The sequence below is a fragment of the Paenibacillus tianmuensis genome (assembly GCF_900100345.1).
GTDB lineage: Bacteria > Bacillota > Bacilli > Paenibacillales > NBRC-103111 > Paenibacillus_G > Paenibacillus_G tianmuensis.
Genome location: NZ_FMTT01000008.1, coordinates 96,570 through 108,290 on the forward strand (window position 1 = coordinate 96,570; position 11,721 = coordinate 108,290).

Annotated in this window: 11 protein-coding genes; 3 read left to right on the forward strand and 8 right to left on the reverse strand. The window is 54.0% G+C overall.

All coding sequences use genetic code 11. The annotated features are described in order from the left end of the window. Nucleotides 1-30: 30 nt before the first annotated feature. The 5 genes from clpX to BLO51_RS07980 all read right to left on the reverse strand — a co-directional run bounded on the left by clpX (nt 31) and on the right by BLO51_RS07980 (nt 5,200). Nucleotides 31-1,296: an ATP-dependent protease ATP-binding subunit ClpX gene (clpX, locus tag BLO51_RS07960; RefSeq protein WP_090669446.1), complete on the reverse strand. Its 1,266-nt coding sequence runs from the start codon at nt 1,294-1,296 to the stop codon at nt 31-33. Between the two features lie 15 nt (nt 1,297-1,311). Continuing rightward, complete coding sequence (clpP, locus tag BLO51_RS07965) at nt 1,312-1,902, reverse strand: ATP-dependent Clp endopeptidase proteolytic subunit ClpP (protein WP_090669449.1); 591 nt, start codon at nt 1,900-1,902, stop codon at nt 1,312-1,314. A gap of 350 nt (nt 1,903-2,252) precedes the next feature. After that, entirely contained in the window at nt 2,253-3,542 is a 1,290-nt protein-coding gene (gene tig, locus BLO51_RS07970; RefSeq protein WP_090669452.1) for a trigger factor, read from the reverse strand. A gap of 171 nt (nt 3,543-3,713) precedes the next feature. Beyond that, the gene (locus tag BLO51_RS07975) at nt 3,714-4,622 is read right to left on the reverse strand and encodes a hypothetical protein (RefSeq protein ID WP_090669454.1); all 909 of its coding nucleotides are present in this window, start codon (nt 4,620-4,622) and stop codon (nt 3,714-3,716) included. Nucleotides 4,623-4,858: 236 nt separating this feature from the next. Further along, entirely contained in the window at nt 4,859-5,200 is a 342-nt protein-coding gene (locus BLO51_RS07980; protein WP_090669457.1) for a hypothetical protein, read from the reverse strand. 311 nt (nt 5,201-5,511) lie between these two features. On the opposite strand from BLO51_RS07980, the gene asnB reads away from it, so the two are divergent. After that, nucleotides 5,512-7,356 carry an asparagine synthase (glutamine-hydrolyzing) gene (gene asnB, locus BLO51_RS07985; RefSeq protein WP_090669460.1) on the forward strand — a complete coding sequence of 615 codons (1,845 nt, stop codon included), beginning with the start codon at nt 5,512-5,514 and terminating at the stop codon, nt 7,354-7,356. Nucleotides 7,357-7,372: 16 nt separating this feature from the next. Here asnB and BLO51_RS07990 read toward each other — a convergent pair whose 3' ends face one another. The 3 genes from BLO51_RS07990 to BLO51_RS08000 form a co-directional block, all read right to left on the reverse strand. Continuing rightward, nucleotides 7,373-8,002, reverse strand: coding sequence for an XTP/dITP diphosphatase (locus BLO51_RS07990; RefSeq protein WP_090669463.1), 630 nt, complete (start codon nt 8,000-8,002; stop codon nt 7,373-7,375). Beyond that, nucleotides 7,986-8,744 carry a ribonuclease PH gene (gene rph, locus BLO51_RS07995; RefSeq protein WP_090669466.1) on the reverse strand — a complete coding sequence of 253 codons (759 nt, stop codon included), beginning with the start codon at nt 8,742-8,744 and terminating at the stop codon, nt 7,986-7,988. Before rph ends, BLO51_RS07990 begins: the two co-directional genes overlap by 17 nt. 151 nt (nt 8,745-8,895) lie before the next feature. Beyond that, nucleotides 8,896-9,936 carry a GerMN domain-containing protein gene (locus BLO51_RS08000; protein WP_090669469.1) on the reverse strand — a complete coding sequence of 347 codons (1,041 nt, stop codon included), beginning with the start codon at nt 9,934-9,936 and terminating at the stop codon, nt 8,896-8,898. A gap of 197 nt (nt 9,937-10,133) precedes the next feature. Here BLO51_RS08000 and BLO51_RS08005 point away from each other — a divergent pair, with 197 nt between their 5' ends. Both BLO51_RS08005 and BLO51_RS08010 read left to right on the forward strand, forming a co-directional pair. Further along, nucleotides 10,134-11,006 carry a sensor domain-containing diguanylate cyclase gene (locus tag BLO51_RS08005; RefSeq protein WP_090669473.1) on the forward strand — a complete coding sequence of 291 codons (873 nt, stop codon included), beginning with the start codon at nt 10,134-10,136 and terminating at the stop codon, nt 11,004-11,006. 10 nt (nt 11,007-11,016) lie between these two features. Further along, nucleotides 11,017-11,532: a phosphatidylglycerophosphatase A family protein gene (locus BLO51_RS08010; RefSeq protein WP_090669476.1), complete on the forward strand. Its 516-nt coding sequence runs from the start codon at nt 11,017-11,019 to the stop codon at nt 11,530-11,532. Nucleotides 11,533-11,721 lie beyond the last annotated feature (189 nt).

An 11,721-nucleotide genomic window follows, 5' to 3' on the forward strand; every position in this document is an offset into this window, starting at 1 on the left:
AGGCGTTTAGTTTTTTTGTATATCCGGCGCTTACGCGCTTTCTTCTTTTTTCTTCATGGACTGGCCGTCCGCTGCGGTGATCTGAGGTGTGATCTTCGCTTGTACGGCTTCCTTGGTCACGATGCATTTGGAGTTCTCCGTGCGGGATGGCGCCTCGTACATCACTTCCAGCATAATGCCTTCGATAATGGCGCGCAGTCCCCTCGCCCCGGTATTGCGCTTAATCGCTTCTTTCGCAATTTCCTCCAGCGCCTCCGGTTCGAATTCAAGGGACACGTTATCCATCTCCAGCATCTTTTGGTACTGCTTGACAAGAGCATTTTTAGGCTCGGTCAAGATGCGGACAAGCGCTGCTTCGTCCAGCGGCTCCAGCGTCGAGATAACCGGCAAACGGCCCACGAATTCCGGAATCAAACCGAATTTCAGAAGGTCTTCCGGAAGCACAAGAGACAAATATTCGCCCGGCTTCAGGTCGGCTTTATGACCGTCCGTGCCGAAGCCGATCACTTTTTTGCCGATCCGACGCTTAATGATCTGCTCAAGCCCGTCGAACGCCCCGCCGCAAATAAACAGGATGTTCGTCGTATCGATTTGGATGAATTCTTGATGAGGATGCTTGCGCCCGCCTTGAGGCGGTACGGATGCAACCGTGCCTTCCAAAATTTTCAGAAGGGCTTGCTGTACACCTTCGCCCGAAACATCGCGGGTGATGGACGGATTTTCCGATTTGCGGGCCACTTTATCGATTTCATCGATATAAATGATGCCGCGCTCGGCTTTTTCCACATCGTAATCAGCCGCTTGAATGAGCTTCAGCAAAATGTTTTCGACGTCTTCCCCTACGTATCCGGCTTCCGTCAAAGACGTTGCATCGGCGATCGCAAACGGGACGTTCAAAATTTTGGCCAGCGTTTGAGCCAGCAGCGTTTTCCCGCTGCCCGTCGGACCGACAAGGACGATGTTTGACTTTTGCAGTTCGACATCTTCGAGCTTGCTTTGCTGCGAGTTAATCCGTTTGTAGTGATTGTATACGGCAACCGACAGCGATTTTTTGGCCTGTTCCTGCCCAATGACGTAGGAATCCAAAATTGCGCGAATTTCCTTCGGCTTCGGTACGTCTTTCAGGTCGAGCTCTTCCTCGTGACCCAATTCTTCCTCAACGATTTCCGTACAAAGCTCGATGCACTCGTCGCATATATAAACGCCGGGCCCGGCAACCAGCTTGCGTACCTGCTCCTGGGATTTTCCGCAGAACGAGCACTTGAGCTGGCCTTTTTCATCGTTAAATTTAAACATGGGATCACTCCTTTTCTAAGTCAGATCACTGCGAGTGATAACCGCATCAATGAGACCGTACGCCTTTGCGTCTTCGGCGCTCATGAAATTGTCACGGTCTGTGTCGCGTTCGATTCTTTCGTAAGGCTGCCCCGTACGCTCCACATAGATTTGGTTTAACTTCTGTTTCGTTTTGATAATCCAGTCGGCATGAATTTTAATATCCGATGCCTGCCCGCGGACGCCGCCAAGCGGTTGATGAATCATCACTTCACTGTTCGGAAGCGCTAAGCGTTTGCCTTTGGCTCCTGCCGTAAGCAGTAAAGAACCCATACTGGCGGCCATACCGACGCAAATCGTCGAAACGTCCGGTTTGATGAATTGCATTGTATCATATATACCCATACCGGCCGTCACCGAACCGCCGGGGGAGTTGATGTACAATTGAATATCTTTCTCGGGATCTACCGCCGACAAGAAAAGCAACTGGGCAATAACCAGGTTGGCGACGTCGTCATCGATCGCGCTGCCCAAAAAAATAATACGATCCTTCAGCAAACGCGAGTAAATATCGTAAGAGCGTTCGCCGCGGCCTTCCTGTTCCACAACCATAGGTACCAGAGTCATCGTCCCAACCCCTTTACTTCATAAAATGCAAAACATTTTCGAGCCTTACTCAAAACATTGTAGCACGTTTAAAGACTAAAGTCATTTCCTCTCCGATACGCACAAGCGTTGCGGGTATTTAACGTACACCCGACGGGACAGGACTGCTTCGCTGCCGACTATGTATTTCACAATGTACCGCATATGTAATGGTCCGTTTGCTTCGTATGTAACGCTTATTATGTTATGCTTATGTACTTCTTATGTGCATGTTTCGGGGAAACCGTCAAACGCGGTTTAAGGTAAAACAAAGGCACGCATGGATGTACACGTGCCTTTGCATGTCGCTTCGCGTTTATATAATTTCCGAATTAAGCCGTTTTGCTGTTGTCAACCAGGAATTTCACGGTTTTGCGGTTGACGATATCTTGCAGCAGCGATCCCAAATTGCCGTTGGAAGCAAAGATGCTGTGGATTTCGTCAACGGAACGGCCGTACATTTGGGCCAGGTTCTCCAGCTCGGCGTTGATTTCTTCTTCCGTCGCTTCAAGGTTTTCCGCTTTCGCGATTGCCTCAAGCACGAGGTTGTTGTGTACGCGCTTCTCGGCGTCAGCGCGCATTTGGCCTTTGAGGTCGTCGGCGCTTTGACCGGTAAACTGGTAGTACATGTCGATGTTCATGCCTTGCGTACGCAGACGGTTTTCGAATTCTTTCACCATTTGCTCCGCTTCGTCGTTGATCATGACTTCCGGAATTTCCACTTGCGCAGCTTCGGAAGCTTTTTCTACCAGATCGTTTTCTTTTTTGCGGTCAGCTTCGTTTTGCTTGCGCTCTTTCAGCTTGTTCTCCAAATCCGCTTTGTACTCGTCCAGCGTCTCGAACTCGCTCACGTCTTTAGCGAACTCGTCGTCGAGCGCAGGCAAGTTTTTGCGCTTGATGTCATGCAGCTTGATTTTGAAAACGGCTTCTTTGCCTTTCAGCTCTTCCGCATGGTAGTCTTCCGGGAAGGTTACGGTGATGTCCTTCTCGCCGTCTTTCTCCAGGCCGACGACTTGCTCTTCGAAGCCCGGGATAAAGCTGCCGGAGCCAAGCTCAAGCGAATAACGCTCCGCTTGGCCGCCCTCGAAAGGAACGCCGTCCACAAAGCCTTCGAAGTCGATTACGACGTTGTCGCCGTTCTCGGCTGCGCCTGCTTCTACCGGAACGAGTTCCGCATGGCGCTTTTGCAGTTTTTCCAGCTCTTCGTTCACTTCTTCGGCCGTTACGTCGACGGAAGGAGCTTCGAGCGCGATGCCTTTGTACTCGCCAAGCTCGACTTCAGGTTTCACGGTAACTTTCGCTTTGAACTTCAGAACTTGGCCTTTGCCGAATTGCTCGACGTCCACTTCCGGACGGTCCACCGGCTGAATGCCCGTCTCTTGAACGGCTGCAATGTAAGCGTCAGGCACGATGATATCGAGAGCGTCTTGATACAAGCTTTCCACGCCGAATTTCGATTCGAAAATAGAGCGAGGCACTTTGCCCTTGCGGAAACCAGGAACGTTAACTTTGTTCACAACTTTTTTGAATGCCTTGTCCAGAGCGGCGGCTACTTGGTCCGCGTCCACTTCAATATCAAGAACGGCTACGTTCTTCTCTATTTTTTCCCAGCTTGCTTTCATTTTATGCTTTCCCCTCCAAAAATTATCCATCGCAATTTTGTCACGTTCTGGCGGAGTCGCGGTACAGTCCGGACAAGCCCGCCGATATAACCACTATATTATAACCGTAATAAATGCGGTTTTCAAGGCTTCAAACGCGGAAACGTTGGGAAATCGTCCCGCGGCGCCATTTTATAATCTCCGAGTGAATACGTTTGCGGCGAATTGCTGCATTATCCGGTAAGCCTGCTCCCACTGAAACGCCAGATTTGACGTGATCCCGTACAATTCGAACAGCTCCGCTTTGTCTCCGCCTTCAAATACTTGTTCGAGCAACGTCAAATGCAGCGCCGCAGCCCATACGTCCACACAGGCCGCATCCTGCCGCAGCATTTGCCTGTAAGCGGAAGTTCCGTAAATAAACGCCAAAAATTCGTTCCACGTCTCCGATGCAAAATACGAGAGCGCCGGGTGCAGCGTCTCGCTGATCTCCTGAACGCGGTTGATAATCTCTTGAATCTGCGAAGGAAACTGATCGAAGGCCTCCGGCGTATCCTCGATCTCGACGACCGCCGCTTCGCCGTTCTTGTGCAGCGTTACACTGCCGGTCGCGCCCCGCTTCCTGAGTGTTTGCAGCGTCTTGAACTGGATCAGCGGATGCCGTCCGGCATCCTCCTTCAACCACCCGATCAGCTCTTCGTCGATTGCTTCGTCTTCCAGGAACGCGAGCTGATCCAAAGCCAGCAGCTGCTTGTCCACGGCCCGCTGCTCCCGCAGGCTGGCCAGCAGCCGCTTCGCATAGTCGCCTTTCTGCTCGCCCTTGGCGTGCAAATGCTGCCGCAGCAGGTCCGCTTCGCTGAGCTCTTGGCTTTCGTCCGCCTGCCCCAGCGCCAGGTCCGGAAACATGACCTGCAGCCAGTCGAGCAAGGACCGCCATTCTTCCCGCGCCCGGTCGTCGTCGGATTGGCAGGCAAGCAAAAAGCGGAGGAGCTTCATCGCTTCTCCGTAGCGTTCCGCTTCAAGGAGCCGGGTCAGTTCGAATTGATAATATTCGACGGTTTTCGGAAAAAGAATCACATTGCCATTGGTCTGCCCGCTCATGAAACACCGCCTTTCTTGCTGAGCTTCTTTATGAATGCCAGTTTACTCCAAAAAAGAAACGAAAGCAAAATCTCCTGCCGCGATATGATTTCCCGTCCATTCCATCTTCTCCTTAATTAGGATGCCGGATTCGGACGCGGGTTATGCGAACATGAAAAAGCAGCCGCGGATGCGTTAAACACGGCATCCGGGCTGCCCGTTATGCAGGCGCTGTTCAGCGTTCCATTTCCCGAAATCTATTCCATTTTCATCGCGGCTTGGATGAGCTGCGCTTTAATGTGCGGATTTTGATCGATGAAACCGTACATGCGGTCGACCTGCTCTTTATTTTGCAAATAGTCGCGTTCGTTCTGAATCATCTCGTGCGACCATTTCAGAAGCGCGGCTTCCGCCGCACCGAGCCGGTTCAATGCAATATGAAGTCCCGTATCGCCGACAAGCTGCTCCATCACTTCCGGAGTTACGTTACCGAGTTTTTTTGTCGTAGCGAGCTTTTGTTCGAATTCTTTATTCGCCTTCTCGAAGTTGTCTTTGGCTTCCTTGTATTCTTTCTGTTGTTCTGAGAACGTTCTTTTCATTAATGATGAACCACCTTTACCTGTTGATCAGTTGTCTACCTGCCTATCGTTCCTCCAGCTATAGCGTGAGACAAAACCGACGTTTTCTATACATCGGCTTCCAAAACGCAGGCCGTTATAAAAATACACCTATACGCTAAGTGTAACTTTTCTTCGTCCGTTTGTCCATTTTTTCATCAAGTTTTCCGCAGCGCGGCTTGCCCGGACAGACATCATCCGCTCCCGCCAAGCATAACCTTTAACATCTTGCTGTCATCTTTGGCCCCCTCACGGGAGCGACAGATTCTGGAAGACCGGAGAGGATGAAAGCTATGTGTGGAATCACGGGATGGATTGATTGGAACAAAGATTTGACCCAGTATCCGTCCGTTCTCGAAATGATGACGGATACGCTCGCCTCGCGCGGTCCGGATGCCTCCGGCAGCTGGATCACACCCCGCTGCGCGCTTGGCCACCGCCGTCTGAGCGTCATGGACCCTGCGGGCGGAGCCCAGCCCATGACTCGGAAAGTCGGGGATAATACAATAACCATCGTCTATAACGGCGAGCTATACAATGCGCCCGAATTGAAAAAAGAGCTGGAGCAGCGAGGCCACCGGTTCGCCACCACCTGCGACACCGAGGTACTGCTCGTTTCGTTCGTCGAATGGGGCCGAGCCTGCGTCGACCGGCTCAACGGCATCTTCGCCTTTGCCATTTGGGACCACGAAGAGCAGTCGCTATTCCTCGTACGCGACCGGCTGGGCGTCAAGCCGCTTTTCTATTCCTATTCGGAAGGCCGGCTGCTGTTCGGTTCGGAGCCGAAGGCCATTCTGGCGCATCCGGACTTTACGGTTCAGATCAGCGGCGAAGGATTGGCGGAAATTTTCGCCGTCGGGCCGGCGCGCACGCCAGGCCACGGGGTCTATAAAAATATGCAGGAGCTGAAGCCGGGGCACTGCATGGTCATGGATGCGCGCGGCCTGAGTATACGCGCCTACTGGAAGCTGGAAAGCAAGCCGCATGAGGACGATGTGGAGACGACGGCCGCCAAAGTGCGCGAGCTGGTTCAGGACACGGTGATCCGCCAGCTCGCTTCGGATGTGCCGATCTGCACGCTCTTGTCCGGCGGGCTCGACTCCAGCGCGCTAACGACGTTTGCCGCACAATACTATGCGCAGCAAGGGCTCGGAGTCCTGCACACCTATTCGGTCGACTATGTCGACAACGATAAGCATTTCCAAGCAAGCGCCTTTCAGCCGAATGCGGATGCGCCTTGGATCAAGCGAATGACGGAACACCTCGGAACCGTGCATCATGCGATCGAATTCGATACGCCGGAACTGGTCGAGGCGCTCCGAACCGTCGTGCTGGCCAGGGACTTGCCCGGAATGGCCGATGTGGACGGTTCGCTTTATTTATTTTGCCGTGAAATTAAAAAAGGCGCCACGGTGGCGATATCCGGCGAAGCGGCCGACGAAATTTTCGGCGGGTACCCCTGGTTTCACCGGGAGGATGCGCTGAATGCCGGAACCTTCCCCTGGTCGCTGGCGACCCCCGAACGCATCGCCCTGCTCTCTCCCGAATTCGTTGATTGGGTAAAGCCCGCCCAATACGTGCAGGACCGCTACCGGCAAGCTCTCTCCGAAGTGCCCCGTCTGGCCGGCGAGAACGGACAGCAAAACCGGATGCGGGAAATGTCCTATTTGAACATTACCCGCTTTATGCCGACGCTGCTCGACCGCAAAGACCGGATGAGCATGGCTGTCGGTCTCGAAGTGCGCGTGCCGTTCTGCGATCACCGGCTGGTCGAATACGTATGGAATATTCCGTGGGAGGTCAAAACGGCCGGCGACCGCGAGAAGGGCATTTTGCGTAAAGCGCTCCGCGGCATTCTTCCCGAAGACGTGCTGACCCGCAAAAAAAGCCCGTATCCAAAAACGCACAATCCGAACTACTTGACCGCCGTCCGCTCCTGGGTATTGGACATCTTAAACGATCCTTCCTCGCCTCTGCTTCCGTTCATCGATACGGCCAAAATCCGCACCCTCGCCGAGGACGACGAAGGCCGCTTCCAGCTGCCTTGGTTCGGCCAGCTGATGACCGGGCCGCAGCTGTTCGCTTATTTGGCCCAAGTCGACATGTGGCTCCGCCATTACAAAGTATCGATTCAGTAATAGCCGTACGGCTTCCTCAGGCCAAGAAGTTCCACAATTTGCGAATGGCCTGACCGCGATGACTGAGCGCATTTTTCTCTTCAAGCGTCAGCTCCGCCAGCGTCCGGCCGAGCTGCGGGACGTAAAACAACGGATCATACCCGAAGCCCCCGCTGCCGCGCGGTTCGCGAATAATGACGCCCTCGCACGTCCCTTCGACTTCGGCAAGCGGCGTTCCTTCCGCATCCACGAGCGCAATGGCGCTGACGAAACGGGCGGGGCTGAGCGCTTCGGGATGAGCCGCATGATCTGGCCGGGGCAGCGGCTCCAGCTTGTCCAATTCGCCAACGAGCTTGCGGTTATTCGCCGCATCGTCCTTCGGCTCGCCCGCGTAGCGGGCGGAGTATACCCCCGGCGCGCCGTTCAGACGATCCACGCATAAGCCGGAATCGTCCGCCACCGCAGGAACGCCGAGCCGCCGGGCCACCGCTCTGGCTTTGATCAGGGCGTTGGCCGCAAAGGTATCTCCGTCCTCGACGATATCCGGGATCTCCGGGTAATCGAGCAGGCTTTTGACCGCGATGCCTTTCTCCCGGAACATCTTCTCGAATTCCTTAAGTTTACCGGCGTTTGTCGTCGCGATGACGACTTCAGCTCCGAGCCGCATGAGATGCCCCTTTAATGCGTTCGGCAATTGGTCCAAGCGCAAGCGCTTGTTCCCGAATCATCTCCTGAATGCCCGTTTCGGCCAGCGCCAGCAGCGCGTCAAGCTCTTGCCGGGAGAACGGGGCTTCTTCGCCGGTTCCTTGCACCTCAACGAATTTTCCGTGGCCAGTCATGACTACGTTCATGTCAACCTTCGCTTTGGAATCCTCTTCATAGTTCAGGTCCAGGCACGGCTTCTCCTGAATGATGCCCACGCTCAAGGAACCGAGAAAATCGGTGATCGGGAACCGGTTCAAATTCCGCTCCCGCACGATTTTATCCATCGCGATTGCCATGGCGACGAACGCGCCGGTGATTGACGTCGTCCGGGTGCCGCCGTCCGCCTGGATCACGTCGCAATCCAGCGTAATGGAACGTTCGCCCAGCGCTTCCAGATCGACGACGGAACGCAGCGCCCGGCCGATCAGCCGCTGAATTTCCATGGTGCGTCCGCCGAGCTTCCCTTTGGCCGCTTCGCGCTGATTGCGGACCGAAGTCGCCCGGGGCAGCATCGAGTATTCGGCAGTCACCCATCCTTTGCCCTGCCCTTTCATAAACGGCGGAACCCGTTCCTCCACCGTCGCCGTGCAGATGACCCGCGTATCTCCCACTTCGATCAGCACCGAGCCTTCGGCGTGTTTATTATAATTGGTCGTAATTTTCACAGGACGCGCCTGATCGACTCTTCTCCCGTCGCTTCTCATTTAAGTCTCATTTCCTCCTTTTGGCTTTTACGTTCCCATTGTACCAGAGCGCCCCAGGAAAACCAAACGGGCGGGCGGAAACGAAAAAGCGCTCCTTCCGGAAGCCGGGCCGCACAGGAAGGAGCGTTCGTTTTTGAGGCATCGCGCTAAGCTACAGCTTCAGCTGATTCACAGTCTGAGGGCGGGATACGGGCTTCGCATAGCTCTGATTGTCGGTCGCGTTTACTTTGGCGTCGCCGTTCACCAGGATTTGCACCTTGGCGGCCGCGTTCGTATTTTCCGTGAGCGATAAGACAACCGCTTTCAACGCTTCGGCAGGTGCTTTTTTATCCGGCCCGAGCATGTTGTCCGAGAAATTGACGGTAATCAGGTCGTTCGTTTTTTCCACTTTCAGCAGCTCGGCTCCCGGAGCCATGACGGCAACCAAGCCCTTCTTCTGATCCGGTCCCGCAATGAGCTGCCGGATGACCACTTCCGCAACGTTGTCCGTCCTTGGGACGAGCCGGGTGACGGGCACGTAATAGCTGTAATTTTCCTGATTCTGATTTAAGAAATACAGCGTAACCGGCGTCGATTGTCCGTACTCTACGCTTTCCGGCTTCTCCACGTTGATTCCGATCGCCCGGGTCAGCGATTCGTCCAGCGGCGTGCTGCCGACCGGCATCTCTTTCAAAGGCTTGCCATCGACGCGGAGTTGTACTTTCTCTACCGAAGGAAAGCCCGTCAAAGTCCAGGTGACGGCTTCCATAATTTTTCTTTCGTCCTGCAGGTTATAATCCGTAAACATTTTGGAAAAATCAACGATAGCCAGCTTTTGATCTTCCATAATGTTAATGCCTTTGATTTCGGTACCTTTGGGAAGGAGGCTTGTAAATCCGGCCGGCAGACGTCCTTGTACCGGACCGCCGTCCACCATGTATTCAAGCGCCTTGCGGGCGGCGCCTTGGGTCTTTTCGACTTGAACGGCAATCGGGGCGACGAACCCTTTTTCATCCTTGGCGTAAACCGTCACCTGCATCGGATTGGCAATCGTCCGGGACACTTTGCCGCTTGTGGCCATGGCGTCCGCACCGGCTGGCGGAGGATCGATTTGCTGAGACTGTTCCTTCTTTCCCGAAGGCGAGCAGCCGGACGCAAGCAGAGCGACCATTCCGACAGCGGCGGCCCATCGTATCCATTTGTATTGTTTCATTGCGTGTTCCTCCTTGGTATTGGGGTGTTGTCCGTTTTTACTTTTATGTATACGGGCGGCAGACAAGTTTATGCCATCCATTTGTCCGATTCGGAAGAAAATTGGATTTATGGTACTTTAGACGGATATACCCTTGATTTATACAGTACTATAAGCCTATAATATAGATGTGTTTTTCCAAAATGAGGTGATTTCCCATGGAAAACCGTCTTCCTGATTTCGTGCCTGACGACCTATACCGGGCCGTTGTGCTTCAATCTCCGGATTGGCTGTGGGTATTCGACGAAACCGGTTCGCCGGTCGGCTTGTCCCCGGAGCCCAACTACGGTTCGGCATTGTTCCGTTGGGTGTACGAAACCGATCTCCTTCCGCTGCAGCAGGCATGCCGACAATTGCTTCAAGAGCGCGAACCATTCGCGATGACATTTCGGGCCGTGCTGCCGGACGGAGCTCTCGTATGGCTTGATGGACAAGGATATCCGTTAGCATGCAAGTCTTCGGGATGGCAGGCCGCGCTGACAGCCAAAGACATCACGGCGTTCAAGAAGCAGGAGGAACGGCTGACCCGTCTGGCTTACTACGATCCGTTGACCCAACTGCCAAACCGCAGGCTGTTTCAAGACCGTTTTACACAATCGCTGCATATGGCGAAGCGCTATCACCATAAGCTGGCCGTCATTTACTTGGACCTTGATGATTTTAAACGCATTAACGATACATACGGCCATGCCACCGGCGACGAGCTGCTGACCATGGCCGCTTCCCGTCTCTCACATTCCATCCGGGAACCGGATACCGTCTGCCGGATGGGCGGCGACGAATTCGTCGTGCTGCTGCAGCAGTTCGAGCACCGGGAGGACATTGCCAAGATCGTCGGCAGAATCACGCAGACGCTAACCCGGCCTTTCGAATTGAACGGCCAAACCATGAGCATAACGAGCAGCATCGGCGTTTCCTGCTATCCCGAAGACGGGCAGGATATCGAAACGCTGCTGCAGTGCGCCGATATGGCGATGTACACATCGAAGCAGCAAGGCAAAAACCACTTCCGGTTTTTCTCGGATTCCTAAGGAGGTCTTTATGAGCTACAGCTTGAACAGTAAGCAGGTTGCCGAAGCTTCGGCCTTGTGGCTGACGAAGCGCGGCGTCACGATGGAAGATATGGCGGAGCTTACTTATTTTTTGCAAAAAGACTATTACTCCAACCTGACGATGGACGAATGTCGGGAGAGTGTGGAGCAGGTCCTCGGCAAACGGGAAGTGCAGAATGCCATTTTGACGGGGATTCAGCTTGACGTACTGGCCGAAGAGGGCAAGCTGTTTTCCCCTCTCCAGGAGATGATTGAAAACGACGAGGGGCTGTACGGCTGCGACGAAATCCTGGCTCTGTCCATCGTCAATGTGTACGGCAGCATCGGGCTAACCAACTTTGGATATATAGACAAAATCAAGCCGGGGCTGGTCGGACGGCTGAACGATAAGAGCGGCAAGCACAAGCATACGTTCCTCGACGATATCGTCGGCGCCATCGCGGCGTCCGCCAGCAGCCGCATCGCACACCGCAAGCAGCAAGAGAAGGAAAGTACGCAGACGTAATGGAACACGGCGCTTCTCCGAGGAGAGAGCGCCGTTTTTAACTGTGAATCTATTTCATGCTTTGCCACTTATTTCAAGTTCGCAAGCGATTCGGCTACGGTTTGCAGGTCCGCTTGGGACAGCGGGTCCGCAGTCCAGCCTCTAACCGTTAACGAAAATCGCGTTACAGATCATCTACTATTCCCCAAT

Bases quoted from the DNA above. Each gene is read 5' to 3' on its own strand.
- BLO51_RS08000 (WP_090669469.1), bottom strand. From the start codon at position 9,936: ATGAAACAATACAAATGGATACGATGGGCCGCCGCTGTCGGAATGGTC.
- clpP (WP_090669449.1), bottom strand. From the start codon at position 1,902: ATGACTCTGGTACCTATGGTTGTGGAACAGGAAGGCCGCGGCGAACGC.
- tig (WP_090669452.1), bottom strand. From the start codon at position 3,542: ATGAAAGCAAGCTGGGAAAAAATAGAGAAGAACGTAGCCGTTCTTGAT.
- BLO51_RS07975 (WP_090669454.1), bottom strand. From the start codon at position 4,622: ATGAGCGGGCAGACCAATGGCAATGTGATTCTTTTTCCGAAAACCGTC.
- clpX (WP_090669446.1), bottom strand. From the start codon at position 1,296: ATGTTTAAATTTAACGATGAAAAAGGCCAGCTCAAGTGCTCGTTCTGC.
- BLO51_RS08010 (WP_090669476.1), top strand. From the start codon at position 11,017: ATGAGCTACAGCTTGAACAGTAAGCAGGTTGCCGAAGCTTCGGCCTTG.
- rph (WP_090669466.1), bottom strand. From the start codon at position 8,744: ATGAGAAGCGACGGGAGAAGAGTCGATCAGGCGCGTCCTGTGAAAATT.
- BLO51_RS07990 (WP_090669463.1), bottom strand. From the start codon at position 8,002: ATGCGGCTCGGAGCTGAAGTCGTCATCGCGACGACAAACGCCGGTAAA.
- BLO51_RS07980 (WP_090669457.1), bottom strand. From the start codon at position 5,200: ATGAAAAGAACGTTCTCAGAACAACAGAAAGAATACAAGGAAGCCAAA.
- BLO51_RS08005 (WP_090669473.1), top strand. From the start codon at position 10,134: ATGGAAAACCGTCTTCCTGATTTCGTGCCTGACGACCTATACCGGGCC.
- asnB (WP_090669460.1), top strand. From the start codon at position 5,512: ATGTGTGGAATCACGGGATGGATTGATTGGAACAAAGATTTGACCCAG.